General features: G+C 44.4%; 15 protein-coding genes and 1 pseudogene. 13 read left to right on the plus strand and 3 right to left on the minus strand.

Annotation, left to right across the window (positions count from 1 at the left end; genetic code table 11):
* Nucleotides 1-69: 69 nt before the first annotated feature.
* Both Q0788_RS08985 and Q0788_RS08990 read right to left on the minus strand, forming a co-directional pair.
* Nucleotides 70-522 carry a hypothetical protein gene (locus Q0788_RS08985; protein WP_298809816.1) on the minus strand — a complete coding sequence of 151 codons (453 nt, stop codon included), beginning with the start codon at nt 520-522 and terminating at the stop codon, nt 70-72.
* Between the two features lie 162 nt (nt 523-684).
* A complete protein-coding gene (locus tag Q0788_RS08990; RefSeq protein WP_298809817.1) occupies nt 685-1704 on the minus strand; it encodes a hypothetical protein in 1020 nt (339 codons plus the stop codon).
* 233 nt (nt 1705-1937) lie between these two features.
* On the opposite strand from Q0788_RS08990, the gene Q0788_RS08995 reads away from it, so the two are divergent.
* From Q0788_RS08995 to Q0788_RS09050, 12 genes and pseudogenes are all read left to right on the plus strand, one after another.
* Nucleotides 1938-2963, plus strand: coding sequence for a LysR family transcriptional regulator (locus tag Q0788_RS08995; RefSeq protein ID WP_298809819.1), 1026 nt, complete (start codon nt 1938-1940; stop codon nt 2961-2963).
* 383 nt (nt 2964-3346) lie between these two features.
* On the plus strand, nt 3347-4534 hold the full coding sequence (locus Q0788_RS09000) for a divalent metal cation transporter (protein WP_298810078.1): 1188 nt from the start codon (nt 3347-3349) through the stop codon (nt 4532-4534).
* Between the two features lie 373 nt (nt 4535-4907).
* Nucleotides 4908-5801, plus strand: coding sequence for a methylisocitrate lyase (prpB, locus tag Q0788_RS09005; protein WP_114700000.1), 894 nt, complete (start codon nt 4908-4910; stop codon nt 5799-5801).
* Between the two features lie 100 nt (nt 5802-5901).
* The gene (locus Q0788_RS09010) at nt 5902-6558 is read left to right on the plus strand and encodes a DUF2059 domain-containing protein (RefSeq protein WP_298809822.1); all 657 of its coding nucleotides are present in this window, start codon (nt 5902-5904) and stop codon (nt 6556-6558) included.
* Nucleotides 6559-6654: 96 nt separating this feature from the next.
* The gene (prpC, locus tag Q0788_RS09015) at nt 6655-7782 is read left to right on the plus strand and encodes a 2-methylcitrate synthase (protein ID WP_298809825.1); all 1128 of its coding nucleotides are present in this window, start codon (nt 6655-6657) and stop codon (nt 7780-7782) included.
* A gap of 297 nt (nt 7783-8079) precedes the next feature.
* Entirely contained in the window at nt 8080-10713 is a 2634-nt protein-coding gene (acnD, locus tag Q0788_RS09020) for a Fe/S-dependent 2-methylisocitrate dehydratase AcnD (RefSeq protein ID WP_298810080.1), read from the plus strand.
* Nucleotides 10714-10942: 229 nt separating this feature from the next.
* Nucleotides 10943-11191, plus strand: a pseudogene (locus tag Q0788_RS09025) (type II toxin-antitoxin system Phd/YefM family antitoxin); the annotation flags it as partial.
* A 119-nt stretch (nt 11192-11310) separates the two neighbouring features.
* Entirely contained in the window at nt 11311-11571 is a 261-nt protein-coding gene (locus Q0788_RS09030; protein ID WP_037025847.1) for a Txe/YoeB family addiction module toxin, read from the plus strand.
* A gap of 80 nt (nt 11572-11651) precedes the next feature.
* Nucleotides 11652-12905 carry a 2-methylaconitate cis-trans isomerase PrpF gene (gene prpF / locus Q0788_RS09035; RefSeq protein ID WP_298809827.1) on the plus strand — a complete coding sequence of 418 codons (1254 nt, stop codon included), beginning with the start codon at nt 11652-11654 and terminating at the stop codon, nt 12903-12905.
* Nucleotides 12906-12943: 38 nt separating this feature from the next.
* Nucleotides 12944-14797, plus strand: a complete 1854-nt coding sequence (locus tag Q0788_RS09040) for an ABC transporter ATP-binding protein (protein ID WP_298809829.1) — start codon at nt 12944-12946, stop codon at nt 14795-14797.
* A 71-nt stretch (nt 14798-14868) separates the two neighbouring features.
* A complete protein-coding gene (locus tag Q0788_RS09045; RefSeq protein ID WP_298809831.1) occupies nt 14869-15495 on the plus strand; it encodes a GNAT family N-acetyltransferase in 627 nt (208 codons plus the stop codon).
* A 140-nt stretch (nt 15496-15635) separates the two neighbouring features.
* A complete protein-coding gene (locus Q0788_RS09050; RefSeq protein WP_298809834.1) occupies nt 15636-17189 on the plus strand; it encodes a bifunctional 2-methylcitrate dehydratase/aconitate hydratase in 1554 nt (517 codons plus the stop codon).
* Nucleotides 17190-17277: 88 nt separating this feature from the next.
* Here the strand turns inward: Q0788_RS09050 and Q0788_RS09055 are convergent, their stop codons facing one another.
* Nucleotides 17278-18057, minus strand: a complete 780-nt coding sequence (locus Q0788_RS09055) for an SDR family oxidoreductase (protein ID WP_298809837.1) — start codon at nt 18055-18057, stop codon at nt 17278-17280.
* Nucleotides 18058-18276: 219 nt separating this feature from the next.
* Here Q0788_RS09055 and Q0788_RS09060 point away from each other — a divergent pair, with 219 nt between their 5' ends.
* Entirely contained in the window at nt 18277-19677 is a 1401-nt protein-coding gene (locus Q0788_RS09060; protein WP_298809840.1) for a DUF2868 domain-containing protein, read from the plus strand.
* Nucleotides 19678-19713: the final 36 nt, after the last annotated feature.

The raw sequence follows: 19713 nt of genomic DNA on the forward strand, positions 1-19713 counted from the left end.
GAAATGGGGCTTAATATTATTCACTTACTGACTTATAGTTATCATAATCTTATAGTACTAATAGCAGCCCTAATAACTGGATTCACGATATAAGGTTTTATGTGCTTCTATTCTAAAGTCTTCAGCGCTGACAGCAGGCGTTATACCATGTGCACTGTACTTGGCTTGTATGATCTTTTCTTCCTCACGAAATAGCACATTTTGCGCTTCTTGCTTGAAGTCATGATAGCTAATGGCGGTGTCATCTTCATGACCGTCAATAACTATAGGTTCGCTAGGTTGATTTTGGCTATTCGAATGCTGTTGTACAGTCTGATTAGCATTAGCCTCTTTAGTCATGTTGCTGACTTTTAAACCGTTATTAGTCGTCGACGCTTGAGAGAGCGTGGAAGAAATACGGTTAGACATATAGAAGGCAGATAGTAGAACAATACAAATGACACTGATAATAGCAAAAACAAGACTACGGGGTCTGATGCTTTTTGGCTCGATATCATTATTCACGTTTTCTGATTCATTCATAGTTACGTACCATCTAATTTATATCATCAACGGCAAACAACCATGCCTTTTACATAATGATACGAATTTTATATTGTGTTGCAATAATTTCTAGTACGAACGTCTCGAATAAATTGATAGACGGTTATCTAACTGTTAAAAATGGTATAAAACGTAGCCCCTTTAGTCATTGGTTTCGCGGTACAAGGTAGTCTGTGACTCTTGTCTAAAGTCCTCATAAGTTATAGCAGCTTTCTCAGTAGCTATAACAGTGGCATCATTTTCTGGTGTAGGAGCTTCAGAAGTTGACTCTGATTCACTAACAGCTGGCAGGTCTTGTTTATTGTTGTCCAAAGTATCTTGCTGAGTAGTGGCTGGTTGTGTACTTACAGGGTCAACGCCATCTGTAGTTGTTTGATTATCAGTAGACAGTACTGGATCAGCACTAACAGCTGGTGTACTTTCTGTCTCTACATGACTATCAGTACTATTGTCTATACTATCAACCGCAGAAGTAGATAAGACTCCTGAAAACACGAGCATTAATATAATAGCAATCAATACTACTGAACCAATCGCCATAGCCATCATGATTGGTTTCTTGCTTTTGATCCCTTTATTGTCTATGACTGGCCCTTCGATAGCTGATTCAGACACATTCTCAATTTTTAAAGGGATGTTTAAAGAATCATCATCCGATATATCATTTATGTTAGATTCACTATGGTCAATCGTAGAGGGTGACTCTGTTTGATTGCTACTATCTATATTGTTGCGTTCTATATACTCTGAGGCTTCTGTATTTGAACTGACATCATTGACATCAATACTAATACTGTTGCTATCATTAGTGATATTCAGCACATGATTTTCAGATATATTTTCAAATACTACATTTGTATTTGATACTTTAGAAGTGGTGTTTTCTGCTGTAGCATCTTCTGTTTCTAGCAATAACTCTTGCTCACTGCTTTGATCTTCAAACAGTTGCAACTCTTCTGTGCTCAAGGGTTCGAAAGCGGCAAGGTTTTTTGCACTTTCTAGTGTTTCAAATTCAGCCTGATCGTTCTCTTCTGAGCCATGGACTCGATTAATAAAGCGTTCATAGATATCATTGTTATTACGCTTACGCGACTTTTGGTCAATAATTCTAGCCAATTTTTCTTCAAAATCGGTGCCAGCGTCTTCTTTTTCGTCGCTCATAGAACAATACCAAACCAGTTTTTCTACTGGTGTTAAATGATTGCTAGAATGAATTTTCTTACTATAGTGTAACAGTGTTATTAGCCAACAATATAGTTGCTCGACCTATTATCTTCAAGCACAATTTATGGGATAACGCTAATATTGATAAGAACTATTCTAAATAATATGATAAACCAACCCTAAGAACTGATCTATGTAGAGATAGCATAGACTATGACAGGCTCGATAGTATGGATTTAAAACAGCTTAATGCGTTTATCGCGGTTGCCGACTTGCGCAGCTTTAGCGCGGCCGCCACCAAAACAGGACTGTCACAGCCAAGCCTGAGTCGATTGCTAAAACAGTTAGAGACTGACATGGGCGTGGTGCTTATTGATCGCTACCACAGGCCACTACATCTGACTGAAGCTGGCAGTTTTTTCTACGATAAAATAAGCACTATCCTGACCGAGATTGATACGGTGACCAGTATGACTCAGCGTCTATCAGCACCAAGCAGCGTTTTAAATATAGGTTTTGTGCCCTCAGTGCTATATGGCCTACTGCCTGAAATCATTGCCACGCTTAAACAGTTCAGCCCTGATATCGATGTTAATTTAAAAGACATTAGCTCATATCAACAAATGGATGCCCTCAAGTCCGGTGAGATTGATATTGGTTTTGGCCGATTTGCCCATCAAGACCCATGGATTCAGCAGATTCTGCTACGTCATGAACGCTACGTGGTGGCATTGCCAAAATCACACCCGCTTGCCAATGTACGTAAGCAGCGCTTGATAGACCTAGCGAACAATCGCTTAATTTTATACCATCAAACACATTTGCCAGTCTCGTCCACGGTGACGACAGAGGCAGTGACCCAAGCGAACGACAAGCTGTCTACAAGTAGAGTCAACCGTGCTGCTACTCATGAAGCAGCATCTAGCGAGCCTATTACTGAGCCTTTACTACATCTTTTTGCCCAGTATGGTATCTCGCCTTTTATGACCACGACAGTCAGCGATTTGCAGGTCGCATTGGGACTGGTCGCGGCAGGCGAAGGCATTACATTGGTGCCTGCCAGCTTGCAAACTGTACGTACGGAACAGATCAGCTACCAACGTTTGGTTCATGAAAATGTCACCTCCCCTATTTATTTACACACCCTCAAAGACTTTGTACATCCCAAAATACCTGACTTGCTCACAGCCATTTATCACGTCTACGAGCAGCGCGGCATCACTTATCGGCAGCAAAATTTTGTGTCACAGGCCTAAATGGGCAGATATCCGTTGAATATTGTGTTATAAAGAACCGCCAAAAATAATTCATTTTAAATATTGATATTATTTTATAAGTATGCTAACTAACAAGAATAGCAATGCAAACAAATAGTAATAATAACTAGAATAATCATTCTCCTAGACAGTGTTGGTGTGATAAAGTCGATACGATGTAAATCGTTTTATATTTAGACGATTTATAGGACGTTCTTTTCTGATCATTGGCAAGCTGACACAGGTAAGTGATAATTTGCTGTTTTAACCATTTCGAGGTATTCATGTCCACACAACAACTCAACAACCCAAGTGCCCCTAACGATAGCGTTGCCTCGCAACAAGAGGGCTTTAGCTGGCGCATCTTTGGCCCAGGAATTTTGATGGCGACTGCTGCCATTGGTGGTTCGCATTTGATTTCGTCAACACAGGCGGGTGCTATCTATGGCTGGCAATTGGCTATTATGATTGTATTGGCCAACGTGTTTAAGTACCCGTTTTTTCGCTTTGCAACTGACTACGTCTACGATACTGGCGAGAGTTTGATTGCAGGCTATGCCAAACGCTCAAAGGTATATCTTTGGGTATATTTTATTCTTTCTATCTTGTCAGCGGTTATTAGTACGGGTGCGGTTTCACTCATCGCCGCCGTGATCTTGGGCTTTATGTTGCCAGCCTCACTTGGTCTGTCGACAATGGCGTTATCTCTCATTATCGTCGCGGTCTCTTGGTTCTTTTTGATTGCAGGGCATTATAAATTGCTCGATGGTGTGACTAAGTGGATTATGATTGCGCTTACCACGGCCACCGTCGCTGCAGTTATCATTGCAGCTGGCAAGCCAACCGTTATGGCAGTAGATTTTGTGGCGGCCTCTCCTTGGAACCTGGCCACGTTGGGCTTCATCGTAGCACTCATGGGCTGGATGCCAGCACCGCTTGAGTTTGCTGCGATTACCTCTATGTGGACCTCTGCCAAAGTCAAAGCAGATCACACCACGCATAGTCAAGGCTTGTTAGATTTTAATGTTGGCTATGCAGTTTCAGCGATATTAGCATTGTTCTTCTTATCGTTAGGTGTGTTTGTCCAGTACGGATCAGGACAAGAGATTGAATTGGTTGGCGGTGCTTATATCAACCAGTTGATCAATATGTATACCGCAACCATTGGTGAATGGTCGAGATTGCTGGTCGCTTTCGTCGCCTTTATGTGTATGTTCGGCACGACCATCACCTGTGCTGATGGCTACGGACGTGCTAATGCTGAATGCTGGCGCCTGCTAAAAGGTGAAAACGAAATCAATAAAAAGCAGATCGCTTTTTGGACGACCTATGCCATCGGTGGTGGGCTAGTAATTATCACTTTCTTCACAGGACAATTAGGCGCTATGCTTAAGTTTGCCATGATATCGGCGTTCGTCTCTGCACCTATTTTTGGTTGGTTAAACTACTCATTGGTTAAAAAGCATAAGAAACTGTCAGCAGGTATGAATGCTCTGTCTATCGCAGGCTTGATATTCTTGGCAGGCTTCGCGTTATTGTTCTTGGCCAATATGGCAGGTTTATTTGCTTAAGCTTTTTGCTTAATTTAAGACTCAGCACTTAACAATCTTATTCAAGCGAAACATAAGCCCTAATAGCCTAGCTGTTGGGGCTTTTTAATGAGTGTAATTATACTAATAAGACAATACACTTTTAGTAATTGTAACTAAATGTAAAAAATAGAAGATTCTAAAAGCTGTGATTTTAAGCAATATGAATACTTATTGTGAGAAATTACCAATAATTGCATAATGCTATTTGAATTATGAATACTGTTAAAAATACTACATTTAGTTATTATTATTTTTAACTACTGATTAAGAACCCAAACTTTTCAGGCATGAATAATTGAGTATAATCAGCTACAACAATTAGAATATTTTCCCTCCATGTAAGGACAATCATATGACTTCATCTTCAGCAGGCGCGCGCTTTCGCAGTGCCCTCACTCAAAAAAATGATAACAACCAACCATTACAGATTGCAGGCGCTATCAATGCCTACACAGCGATGATGGCGACCCAAGTTGGTCATCAAGCGTTGTATCTCTCTGGTGCTGGCGTGGCCAATGCGTCATTTGGCTTGCCTGATCTCGGTATGACCAGCCTTGATAACGTACTAGAAGATGCTCGCCGTATCACCGATGCCGTTGATACCCCGCTGCTTGTCGATATCGATACGGGCTTTGGTGGCGCGTTTAACATCGCCCAAACCATCAGAAAAATGGAAAAAGCAGGCGTCGCGGCAGTACATATTGAAGATCAAGTGGCACAAAAACGTTGTGGTCATCGCCCTAACAAAGAAATTGTTAGTATATCAGAGATGGTAGATCGTCTAAAAGCGGCATTGGACGCAAAAACTGACCCTGACTTTGTAGTGATGGCTCGTACAGATGCCCTATCAGTAGAAGGTTTGGACGCTGCTGTTGAACGTGCCGTCGCATTCCAAGAAGCTGGCGCAGATATGATCTTTGCAGAAGCGCTAACCGATATCGAGATGTATCGTAAGTTCACTGATGTACTCGATATTCCAGTACTGGCAAACATGACAGAGTTTGGTCAGACAGATCTATATACCACTGACCAGTTGTATAGTGTGGGTGTCGAGATGGTGCTATATCCACTATCTGCTTTCCGCGCTATGAACAAAGCGGCATTGAACGTTTATCAGCATTTATTAGATGATGGCACTCAAGACAAAGTCGTCGATACTATGCAGACCCGTATGGAGCTCTACGATTTCTTGAATTATCATGAGTTTGAGCAGACACTAGACAAGCTATTTGCTGATAATAAGTAGTTAACAACTAATAATTGCCAATTAGCAACGCCGAAACGATAAACCACCTCTGTGGACTTTATCGTTTCAAAACCCGTCTTTATTTACCTTTAGGTTATTTATGCCATTTTTTACTGCTCATACGGTTGTCAAATCCTCACTACTTAGTAGCACGCTTGCGGCGCTGTTATTCATGACGGGCTGTGATAAAACACCAGAAACCGTTGACGATACTGCCAGTGATACGAGCGAAACTGTGGTTAGCGAAAGCGAAGCTGCACCATCAGAGACTGATGCTCAAAACGACTTGATCATGACGACGATTACGTTAGATACCGTCAACAGCTTATTGTTTGCACCAATTATCAATAGCGGTGCGCTCAGCGAAGAGCAAGTCAGCTGCCTTGAGTCACGCGACAAAGACTTGGGCAAAGCGGAAGTCGATCGTTTCTATAAAAGTCAGTTTACTGATGCAGAGTTAAAAGAATTAGATGACTTTTATACGTCAGATGTGGGTAAAAAATTACTTGCTTTTGGCAATGAGCAATTGCGCGTTATGAATGGTGAAGAAATTGCAACGCCAATGGCTGACCCTACCCCAGAAGAAATGACTGAAATTCAGACATTTATGGAGTCACCACTGGGTGCCAAATATATGAAGATCAACAATGCAGAAGGCGAAGGCAGCGCGATGGAAGTCTTAAATGGCCCTATCGAAGCTGAATTTGAGCGCTGTAAGGTCGATTTAGATGGCCCACAGCCTGAACAGCCTGCATAACGCTAAACTGGCGCTATAGTCAGTCATCAACCAATAAATTTATTATCAGAAACACCGTTTTCACTCAAAAAAGCTACCAACAAAAGGAATGTAAACATGGCAGCACAAAAAGAACTTTCAGGCGCAGGTCTACGTGGACAAGTCGCTGGTAAAACCTCTCTATCTACCGTTGGCAAATCAGGCTCTGGTCTGACCTATCGCGGTTATGATGTATCAGAGCTGGCAGATAAATGTATTTTTGAAGAAGTGGCGTATTTGCTGTTATACGGCAATTTGCCTACTCAAAGCGAGCTTGATGCCTATCAAGCCAAGCTCAAAAGCTTACGTGGCCTACCACAAGCGTTAAAAGACGTGCTTGAACGTATCCCAGCTGATGCGCATCCAATGGATGTGCTACGTACTGGCTGCTCTATGCTTGGTAACCTTGAGACCGAAACTGATTTTGCTCAGCAAAACGATCAAACTGACCGTATGCTGGCGGCCTTCCCATCGATTATCAACTATTGGTATCGCTTTACCCACGACAATGTACGTATCGAGACCGATACAGATGATGCCACTATCGGCGGTCATTTCTTACACTTGCTCAAAGGCGAAAAACCAAACGAGCTACATGAAAAAGTGATGAACGTCTCGCTTATCCTTTATGCAGAGCATGAGTTTAACGCGTCGACCTTTACCGCTCGTGTGTGTGCATCTACCTTATCTGACATTCATTCTTGTATCACTGGTGCAATCGGTTCACTACGCGGTCCATTGCATGGCGGAGCGAATGAAGCAGCGATGGATATGATTGAAGGCTTTAGCTCACCTGATGAAGCTGAAGAAGAGATGATGGGTATGTTGGCTCGCAAAGACAAAATCATGGGCTTTGGTCATGCGATCTATAGCGAGTCAGATCCACGTAACGTCGTGATTAAAGGCTGGGCTGAGAAGCTAGCTGCGGACGTTGGTGATGAAGTGCTATATCCAGTATCAGTACGCTGTGAAGAAGTGATGTGGCGCGAGAAGAAACTGTTCTGTAATGCTGACTTTTTCCATGCTTCTGCCTATCACTTCATGGGTATCCCAACCAAACTATTCACTCCTATCTTTGTCTGTTCACGTTTGACTGGCTGGGCCGCTCACGTATTTGAGCAACGTGCCAATAACCGTATCATTCGTCCAAGTGCGGAATACACTGGTGAAGATCTACGCCCTGTACCAGATATGAGTGCGCGTTAAGTTGATTCCTTTTAAATAGCTATTGTTACGTACTTACTATCAGCTAGCGGCAGTGCTAGCTGATACAGGTATGATGATTGAGCCTTGCTATGAGTTTTTCAGGTTTAATCGTCATACACTATCTTTTTTATAGACCACGCCCTTTAAACTTCCAATATCGCTTCTTTAGCAAAGCCTATGAGAACGAACGATGATTTTGCTAAAGGAATGAATTTTTACCCAGTATCAACGCTTAACTACTTATTATAATTAGCCAACAGCCAAAGGTGACTTATGGACAACGCCCTAGTACAACCAATGAACGATGAATTTAAAAAGCCACTTCCCGGTACTGACCTTTATTACTTTGACACCCGCGAGGCTGTCGAGAGTATCGAAGCTGGCGCTTATGACAAACTACCATTTTGCTCAAAAGTATTGTGTGAAAACCTAGTACGCCGTTGCCCACCAGAAGAGTTAACCGATGCGCTGAAGCAGCATATCGAAGGCAAGCAAGATCTAGACTTTCCTTGGTACCCTGCCCGCGTCGTTTGTCATGATATCTTGGGTCAGACAGCCTTTGTTGATTTGGCAGGTTTGCGTGATGCTATCGCTGAGCAAGGCGGTGATCCGTCTAAGGTAAACCCTATCGTGCCAACTCAGCTCATCGTAGATCATTCATTGGCCGTTGAGCACGCAGGCTTTGAAGATGACGCGTTTGAGAAGAACCGCGCGATTGAAGAGCGTCGCAACGATGACCGTTTTCACTTCATCAACTGGTGCCAGTATGCCTTTGACAATGTGAATGTCGTACCGCCTGGTAACGGCATCATGCATCAGATTAACCTAGAGAAAATGTCACCTGTCGTACAGGTCGTGCACAATAAAGCGGGTGAAGAAGTCGCGTTTGCCGATACGCTAGTTGGTACTGATAGCCACACGCCGATGGTCGATGCACTAGGTGTAATCTCGATCGGTGTGGGCGGATTAGAAGCTGAAAGCGTCATGCTGGGCAATCCATCCTATATGCGTCTGCCAGATTACGTCGGTGTCAAGCTCACTGGCAAATTGCAAAAAGGCATCACTGGTACGGATCTCGTACTGGCGATGACTGAGTTCTTACGTGACGCAGGTGTGGTCTCTACCTATATCGAATTCTTTGGTGACGGTGCACGCCAGCTAAGTGTCGGTGACCGCGCTTCTATCTCCAATATGACGCCTGAATATGGTGCCACTGCCGCGATGTTCTATATCGATGAGCAAACGACTGACTATCTACGTTTGACTGGTCGCTCCGAGGAACAGATTAAACTGGTTGAGCAATACGCTAAGCAAACGGGCCTATGGGCTGACGGCATGGAAAAAGCCGAATACGCACGCGTCCTTGAGTTTGATTTGTCATCAGTTGGTCGTAATATGGCAGGCCCATCGCGTCCACATGCCCGTGTATCGACTACTGACTTGGTTGCCAAAGGTATCGCTCATGGCGCTGACGAAAAATTGCCTGAACCAAAAGACGGTCTCATGCCAGATGGCGCGGTTATTATCGCTGCTATCACCAGCTGTACCAATACTTCAAACCCACGCAACATGGTAGCCGCAGGCCTTGTTGCTCGTAATGCGAATGCCAAAGGCCTATTACGTAAACCTTGGGTGAAGTCATCCTTAGCACCTGGCTCAAAAACGGTCAAGATGTACCTAGAAGAAGCAGGGCTGATGCCAGAGTTGCAAGAAATTGGCTTTGATGTAGTCGGCTTCGCTTGTACGACGTGTAACGGTATGAGCGGTGCGCTAGACCCTGATATCGAAAAAGAAATCATCGATAATGATTTATTTACCACGGCAGTGCTGTCTGGTAACCGTAACTTCGACGGTCGTATCCATCCGTATGCCAAGCAAGCATTTTTGGCATCACCGCCATTGGTTATTGCTTATGCCATCGCTGGTAACATCCGTTTTGATATCGAAAAAGACTCATTGGGTAAAGACCAAGGCGGTAATGACGTCTATCTAAAAGACATCTGGTTTGATGATGAAGAAGTAGATGCCATTGTTGCTGCGGCTGTTAAGCCTGAGCAATTCAATGCCGTATATATCCCAATGTTTGATGAAGCCAAAAAAGACACAGGTAAGGCATTAAGCCCATTATATGACTGGCGTGAAATGACTACTTATATCCGCCGTCCGCCGTATTGGGAAGGTAAAATGGCCAAGAAAAATAAACTGACAGGCCTACGCCCGCTCGCAGTCCTTGGTGATAACATCACAACCGACCATATGTCACCATCAAACGCTATTCTTGGCTCATCAGCAGCTGGCGAGTATCTTGATACTATGGGCTTGCCTGCTGAGGACTATAACTCATACGCAACCCATCGCGGCGACCATTTAACCGCGCAACGTGCCACCTTTGCCAACCCTAAGCTATTGAACGAAATGGTACGCGATGAAGATGGCGAAGTTGTCCAAGGCTCACTGGCGCGCGTCGAACCAGAAGGTCAAGTCATGCGCATGTGGGAAGCGATTGAAACCTACATGAACCGTGAGCAGCCGCTCATCATCATCGCAGGTGATGGCTATGGTCAAGGCTCAAGCCGTGACTGGGCTGCCAAAGGCGTGCGTCTCGCTGGCGTAGAAGCAGTCGTCGCTGAAGACTTTGAGCGTATTCATCGTCAAAACTTAGTTGGCATGGGCGCTCTACCTCTACAGTTTGAGGAAGGCACGACTCGCCATACGCTAAATATCGATGGTACAGAAACCTTTGATGTCACAGGTGAAGTCTCTGCTGGCGGGTTGATGACTTTAGTGATCCATCGTGCCGATGGTAGTACCACTGAGACGCCGATTATCTGCCGCTTAGATACGGCTGATGAAGTCAAAATGTACAACGCAGGTGGTATGCTACAGCGTTTTGCTAAAGAGTTTATCGAAGGTACGCTTGATATTGTCTAAAGGCTATCCTGTAGTTTTTAGCCCGATAAGCAATAAAGTATAAAATTTGCCGATGTTGTATAACTTCATATGACATCGGCTTTTATTTGCTTTTGCGTTCTATACACTGAGTTTTGTCACTTACTCCTAAGTACTAGATATTAGCTAAATATTGAGTTTACTTAACCAATGGCGTAATATGTACTATATATTGTACAAGTCATGCAGAATATCATGAAGGGAGTAATCCATGAGAGTCGTTAGTTTTTCAGAAGCCAGAAAGCACCTAAAGTCCGTTCTAGACATGGTAAACGATGATGCCAGCGCCACTATCGTGACCCGCCGTGACGCTGATGATGCTGTTGTGATGTCACTTGATTATTACAATAGCCTGATGGAAACCGTTTATCTATTAAAATCTCCTGCCAATGCGGCGCACTTAGCGGACTCTATTGCCCAATATAAAGCTGGCAAGACTGTTACACGTGAGCTAATTGATACGGCAGAAGATAGTGATAAAGGTGATGGTAGCAGCGATAATAATGAGTATACGGATAGCGATATTGAAAGTGCTTGAACTCAAAGACTGTAATCCATCCAAAGGAAAAGGGTCTAACAATGAGTGAGCAACTAGCATGGACAGATGCTGCGTGGAAAGACTATCTGTACTGGCAAACGCAAGACAAAAAAACACTCAAGCGTATTAACAAACTCATCACCGAATGTAAGCGTAATCCGTTTGAAGGCATTGGCAAACCTGAACCCCTAAAAGAAAACCTATCTGGATTTTGGTCAAGACGCATCGATGATGCCAATCGATTGGTATATGCCGTCGATGATAATTATCTGACTATTATCTCTTGTCGCTATCATTATTAACGAGCGTTTTTAATCGTACATGTTTACTTGCTGATGGCACCATACCCAATCTTATAACAATATAAAAAGGACTTAATATAGTGGCCCAAACTAATTCTAAATCAAAACCCTCTTTTGCCCCGCAAATATCCGTTCCTGCTACCTACATGCGCGGTGGTACCTCAAAAGGCACTTTCTTTAAATTATCTGATTTACCTGAGCGTTGCCAAGTCGCTGGCGAGTCACGTGATAACTTCCTATTACGGGTCATCGGTAGTCCAGATCCTTACGGCAAGCAGATTGATGGTTTGGGCAATGGTAGCTCTAGCACGTCAAAAACGGTTATTTTATCGGCCTCTGACAGACCAGACCATGATGTGAATTATCTGTTCGGACAAGTTAATATTGCCAAGCCTATGATTGATTGGGCGGGTAACTGTGGCAACTTAACCGCGGCCGTCGGTGCCTGTTCCATTAATATGGGTTTGGTCGATGCTAACAAGATTGCTCATAGCATCGATGACAATGCTGAAAGCGGTATTTGTGAAGTACGCATTTGGCAAGAAAATATCGGTAAAACGATTATTGCCCATGTCCCAGTCTATAAAGATGCAAATGACAAAGTACAGGTTCAAGAGACGGGCGATTTTGAATTAGATGGTGTGACCTTCCCAGCAGCTGAAGTCAAAATTGAGTTTATCGACCCTGTAGATGCTACCAGCGACATGTTCCCTACTGGCAAATTGGTCGATGACTTCGATGTAACGGACTGCGGTTTAAATGCCGATAGCGTCAAAGCGACCTTTATTAGCGCAGGTATCCCAACCATCTTTATGAAAGCTGAAGATTTAGGTTTTACTGGTACTGAATTACAAGGCGACATCAATAGCGACAGCGAGTTACTTGCCAAGCTTGAGAAAATTCGTGCTACAGGCGGTGTTGCGATGGGACTATTTAAAGACGTGAGCGAGGCACAGACCAGCCAACACATTCCTAAGGTCGCTTGGGTAGGTGCAGCACAGAGCTATGCGGCCTCTAGTGGTAAGTTGGTCGATACAGACGAGATTGATTTGGTTGTACGTGCCATGAGTATGGGTCAACTGCATCACGCTATGATGGGTACAGCAGCAGTTGCCATTGCAGCCGCGGCAACCACACAAGGCACGCTTGTTAACGAAGCTGCTGGCGCCGGCGAGCTGACAGAGGTGCGTTTTGGCCATCCATCAGGTACATTGCTCGTTGGCGGAAAAACTGAACTGGTCGATGGGCGCTGGCAAGCCAAAAAAGTGTCGATGAGCCGCTCAGCAAGGCGTATCATGGTTGGTGAAGTTTTTGTGCCAGCGGATGCGTTTTAAACGTAGTCATGGCTTATTTTAATTTGCGATAGAGTTTTATGCCAACATCTCCCCAACCCCGCCGTGTACAGTTAGACAAAAAGCCTCCAGTCGAAAAGAAAGAAAGGCGGGCACTGCTGTGGGATATTCTAAAAAAACTGGCGGTATTTGCTAAACCTTATCGTCTGCTTATCATCGCTACCTTAGCGCTGACCGTCTTAGGCTCCTTTACCGCTCAGGTTAATGCATTTGTACTACGTTATACCGTCGATACCTTGACCGAAATTGCCACGCTTGCGGATCCATGGCAGGCAGGTCTGCGAATGCTAGGGATTATTAGTGCTGTATTGCTGACCAAAGAGATCCTGTCGATATTCATCTCTTTTGGTCAGCGTTTTTTTGGTGAAAAGATTCGTATCAACTTGTCTCGCGACCTGTCTCAAAAAATCATTGAGCGCATCCTCACCTATCGCATGGCGTTTTATACCAGCAGTGAAAACGACAGTGGCAAACTGCAAACCCGTATCGATTACGGTGTCAGCAGTTTAACCAGCCTTGTGCAAAACTTCTTTATCGACATGCTACCGCTATTTACCAATGCGATTGTGGCACTTATCATCATGTTTTCGACCAATTTTTGGGTGGGTATGGTCGGTCTCATTATCATACCCATTTACTTCTTTATCAGCCAAAAACAAGCACGTCGTCTGCAAGGTTTTCGTCGGCAGATGCGCGGGTTTCGAGAAGCCAAAAGCGGTTTGGTGATCTCTTTGATTAATTCGATCAGCGTGGTGAAATCCTTTGTCCGTGAATCTATCGAGGCTGAAAAGCACTTAGCCATTCAAAAGGAAATGACCGACAATCAACTGCGTATTCGTAGTATTGGCTTTATTTATGATGCCATCAAAACCTTTATCGAGCAGATTGGTGTGGTGGTTATCATCCTTCTCACCGCTTATTTTGTCCTACAAGGTGAGATGACCATTGGCATGATTTTATTTCATGTCATGCTGTTTCAGAACGTCGCCGCCCCTATCCGTCAATTACACCGCATCTACGACCAGATCAATAATGCATTGACCTATGCCGAAGGGTTTTTTGATATTTTAGAAGATGATAAACAAGTCGAAAACATCGATGGTATCAGTAGCGAAAACCTAAAGGGTCATATCGAGCTTAAAAATGTCGATTTTACCTATCCTAATGGTACGCAAGCGTTAAAAAACGTCAGCTTTACCATCAAGCCCAACCGTATCACTGCACTGGTCGGCCTCTCTGGCGCAGGCAAGAGCACGATTATCAATCTATTAGTCAAGTTTTACGCGCCAGACGCTGGTACGATTTGTCTAGATGGGCATGATTTGGCTGACTGTGATACCCACGAATTGCGTCAGCGCATCGGCCTAGTACTACAGAGTAATCATATTTTTTCGGGTACGATCAGTGAAAACATCCGTTATGGCGATATGAATGCTAGCGAAGATGACATCATCGTGGCTGCAAAAAAAGCCTCTATCCACGAGCAGATTATAGGGTTAGCTGATGGCTATGAGAGCACTGCTAAGTCCTTATCAGGCGGTCAACAGCAGCGTATTGCGCTGGCAAGGATGTTTTTAAAAGACCCACCTATTGTATTTTTGGACGAGCCGACAGCCAGCCTCGATGCTATCGCAAGTCAACAGGTCAAAAAAAGCCTAGATCTGATCAAAAAAGACCGTACCGTCATTATGGTCTCGCACAATATCGCCCAAATTATCGATGCCGACGATCTCGTGGTGATAGAAAATGGCGAAGTGGTTGAGACAGGTACACATGAGGTACTTTATGCCCAACGCGGCAAATACTTTGAAATCTTTAGCGCTATGTCTGATAGCCTAAACTTAGATAAAATCAGCCAGACCCTAAACGGTTAGGAATGGTTAATGCCAGCCTAAATCGTTATAATGCCAATCTTTTACTGCCTATTGCCAGAAGCTAGCCCACTATGACTTGTGAATTTTCTTTAAAAACCTTTGACGAGCTGACCTCAGTTGACCTTTATCATATTTTAAAGGCGCGCTCGCAAGTGTTTGTCGTCGAACAAAACTGTGCCTATCAAGATATGGATGAAGTGGATTTCGATTGCTTGCACCTAATCGCTCATCAAAATGCAGCATTGGTGGGCTATTGCCGTATCATTCCACCTGAGTTTAATAAGCTAAAATCCAACCTATCGGTTGCTGATCCTAGGATTAAGACCAACCACACCGCGATGCCAGCCATCGGTAGAGTGCTTGTACTATCAGAGCATAGAGGTGATGGTCTAGCACGGCAGATGATGAATCAGGCTATTGCACAGTGCCGAAAAAAGTACGGTAAAAAGCGTCCGATTATCATCTCGGCACAGGTTTACTTACTTAGTTTTTATGAGTCATTAGGTTTTGTGCCTGAAGGCGAGCACTACCTCGAGGACAATATCGAGCATGTGAAAATGGTGCTATACGTTGCTAAGAAAAACAAGATCAAAAAAGAGAGTACGGATACTGCGTCAACCACGACTAAAGTTTTAAGTTTCCTGCTGTTTATCATGGCCGCTTTGTTTGTTTTAGGCCTGTTGTACTTAATGATTTAGATCACTGCTAACGTCTTAATTCTTAACATAATTCAAATTGGTTGTTCCATATTGAGTGTGCTACTTTTAAATGATGATTCCTTTAAAAGGACGGCTGAGATAATCAGTCAAGGAAGTAGCACACTCAATATGGAACAACCATGTCAAATAATCACTTAGATAACCATTCAAATAAAGCCAATTCAAATACAAACGATGCGACGGTAGAGAGTAATGTCCGTCCAGAATATGACAATGAAATTCAAAAAATCGCCGATTACGTTCTTAATTATTCAATAGACGGGCAGTCACCAAACCCTACTGATGCGTGGAATACCGCGCGCCACTGTCTAATGGACACGCTTGGCTGTGGCTTACTTGCGCTGCGCTTCCCTGAATGCACCAAGCACTTAGGGCCTGATTGCCCCGATCAAATAACGCCGCATGGCGCTCGCGTCCCTGGCACCTCCTATAGGCTAGACCCCATCAAGGCTGCTTTTGACATTGGCTGTATGGTGCGCTGGCTTGACTATAACGATACGTGGCTTGCTGCTGAATGGGGCCATCCTTCTGATAACTTGGGTGGTATCTTGGCGGTCGCGGACTATATCAGTCAGAAAAATATCAGCCAAGGACAAGCACCACTGACCATGAGAGCAGTGCTTGAAGCCATGATCATGGCGCATGAAATTCAAGGCGTACTGGCACTCGAAAACTCATTCAACCGTGTGGGGCTCGATCATGTGTTTTTGGTCAAGTTAGCATCAACAGCCGTCGTCGCCAAACTTTATCAGCTACCACGTGAGCGCATCATGGCAGCGATCTCACAAGCCATCGTTGATGGTCAGGCACTGCGCACCTATCGTCATGCACCCAATGCTGGCAGCCGAAAATCATGGGCAGCAGGCGATGCAACCAGTCGTGCAGTACGTCTGGTCGATATAACGGTACGTGGTGAAATGGGTATCCCTGGCGCATTAACTGCACCGCAGTGGGGATTCTATGATGTGCTATTTAGCCATACCAATAAGGATCTAGCGACAAAGCCTGAAGGCGAACGTTGCTTTAAATTCCAGCGGGATTTTGGTAGTTACGTGATGGAAAATATCTTATTTAAAATAAGCTTTCCAGCTGAATTTCATGCGCAGACTGCTTGTGAAGCCGCTGTGATTCTGCACCCGCACATCGAAGACAGAATCGACGATATCGAGAGAATTGTCCTGACCACCCATGACTCAGCGATTCGAATCATTTCAAAAGAAGGCGCGCTTGCCAATCCAGCAGATAGAGATCACTGTTTGCAGTATATGGTGGCTGTGCCGCTGCTGACAGGCGATCTGATGGCAGAGAACTACGAGGATGACTATCACGAACAGCATTTGTCAATCGATGAACTGCGCAGCAAGATGGTCGTAGAAGAAAACGCGCAGTATTCAAAAGATTACCATGACCCAAGCAAGCGCTCTATTGCCAACGCCATTCAAGTATTTTTTAACGATGGCAGCAGTACAGAAAAAGTGGCTGTTGAATACCCTATCGGGCATAAACGCCGCCGCGCTGAGGGCATCCCTGTGCTGGAAGCCAAGTTCCGCGCCAGTCTGGTCACTCGTTTTATCGAAAGTCGTTGTCAGCAGATCGTTGAGCTGTGCGACGATCAAGAAAGACTAGAACAAACACCCGTTAATGAGTTTATGTCACTGTTTGAAGCGTATTAAATTTATGCTTTACTAGTACGATAGCGTCAGTTTCTTAATGCATTTATCTAGCCACTTATCGCCGTACTATATGTTATTGATTTGAAGACTACCAAGGTATCGACTCTCCTGCCCAATCGACAAAACTGCCTGACTGAGTAGCAGTCATACCTGAAAGCACTTCCAATAAGCACTCCGCGCTATACGCTGGCGAGAATAGATGTCCTTCAGCGACATTGCCTTGGAACGGTGCAGACAGCTGAGTATTCACGGTGCCTGGTTGCATGACCACCACGCACACATCTTTAAGTGATCTGCCCCATTCAATACTCAGGTTTTTCATCCCCATATTGAGCGCCGCCTTACTCATTCTATAGCTATACCAACCGCCTAGCTGGTTATCAGTGATACTACCGACGCGGGCTGATACGGTCGCAAAAACAGCAGGATGATTGGCGCTGCGATTAGCCTTGGCGAGCAACGGCTTGATGTGTTTGGCTATCAGCAAACTGGCTAGGGCATTGATTTTCATATTTTGCAAAAAGAACTCCGTTTCCATCTGTCGCAAGGCCTTTTCTGGCTGCGCTGTCTCTGTATGTAATAATCCCACGCAGTTGATTACCCAATCCACATGACTGACTGTCTGTTTGATGGTATCGGCAGCTTTCTTAATACTTTCCTCATCACTGACGTCCATTGGCAGCCAGTGCAGGTTTTCTGCTTCAATGTTTGGCTCATTTCTATGATAAGTAGCAAATACTTGTGTGCGATGGCTTTGATTAGATTGACTGTCCGTTGTCTGTTGTACCAGCTGCTGTACCATGGCTTGACCAATGCCGCCTGTTCCACCGATGATAAGATAGGTTTTATTATTCATTTCGTTATTCATATGGCACCTTCCTTTTTTTGATATGTCTCTTTGATACGCTTTTTGACAAGATTGGGTTTCATTTATTCATTTTGGCTGACTTTATAAGCGTTTACTATGATAAAAATAATACAAGTCATCCTCATTCTATATACGCTACAATAATCTATAACGATTAGAACGCCTGTTTTCGGATTGCTATTTATTATATTGACGCCTTCATACGGATATTATCGCATTATGCTATCACCCCAAGATCAACTGACCGAGCTGGTACGTGCTTTAGAGACCGATCAGCACGTCTTTGCCACTGACCCGTTATTAATCACGGAAAAGCTACAGGGCGAGGACGGTACGCCTATTCAAAAGTTGCATCGACGGGCATCACGTATAGATAGTAACGGGGCGCTTGCGCGTGTGCTAGGCAAGATTGACGGCCGTATAAAAGGCATTATGATCGTTATGAGCGTGGTGTGGTGTATCTCAGGGTTTTTGGGGTTATTTACGCTATTGCAGTCTAATGTTGTGAACTTCTTTTATGTGTTGGTCTGCCTACTTGGTTTTCATACCATTATGCTTGGTGGGTGGCTCGTCATAACCCTTATCAATCGAGATCAGCAATCGCCCAGTTGGTTTGCGAGCTTTGTCAGTCCAAGTTATCTCATACGTGGTAAGGATGATGTGACCAAGGCGGCCGTCGATCTGTATGAGCACCAGTTGCAGCATAGCGGTATGCGTTGGTATTTGGGGCGGTTTAGCCATCAGTTGTGGCTCGCGACATTGACCGGTATGCTGCTTGCGATTATATTCTTGTTGGTTGTACGTCAGTATAGCTTTAGCTGGGAGTCAACCTTACTCTCTGATCAGGCGCTGGTGAGCTTGACTCAAGTATTAGGTTGGCTACCTAGTATGGTGGGATTTGGTGTGCCAGACAGCACAGCGATCGCACAGAGCAGGCTTGTCACCGAAGCGATGCCGCTGTCTGTTGCACGGCAGTGGGCAGGGTTACTGGTTGGTAGCTTGCTGATGTACGGTATTGTACCGCGAGCGATAGCATGGGCATTCTGTGCATTGATGTTCCGCCGCAAAAAAATGCGTTTGGATATCAAACAACCGTATTATCAAAAAATCCTAAACTTTTGGCAGCGGCACGTGGTGGATGCTGATGACTTTACAGAGGCACCAGCCCCTATCGCTCCAAAAGCGACGGTCAGTGCGGGCAAGAAGTTAGTTGCGCTACTTGAATACCCTGCAGATCAGAACAAATGGTGGCAGTCAGGGCTTGATGACAGCCATCATGGTTTTGGACAATCAAGCGAAGTTGAGGATTTTGGTATCGTTGATGACCGTGATGATATGACACGGCTAAAAAACTACTTAGATGCGCATCCTGTGCAAGTCTTGCTTGGCATTCATAGCAACGCACTGCCCGACCGCGGTACGCTACGCAAACTCGATCAAATTGCTGCTCACGCCAAAGATGGACTTATCGTACAACTGCTTAGCGATACCAACTCTGCTGCTGACTTAACTGACGCACGTACCGATGATGAGCCACTAGACAAACAAACGGTTCGCTATCAACAGTGGCAAACGGCTCTTTCTGCACGAAAGATTGGCTTGGTTGATATTGATGCTTAATAAATTTTAAGGTGTAATCCTATAATATTTCATAAA

It is taken from the genome of uncultured Psychrobacter sp. (genome assembly GCF_947500265.1).
In the GTDB taxonomy this organism is placed as follows: Bacteria; Pseudomonadota; Gammaproteobacteria; order Pseudomonadales; family Moraxellaceae; genus Psychrobacter.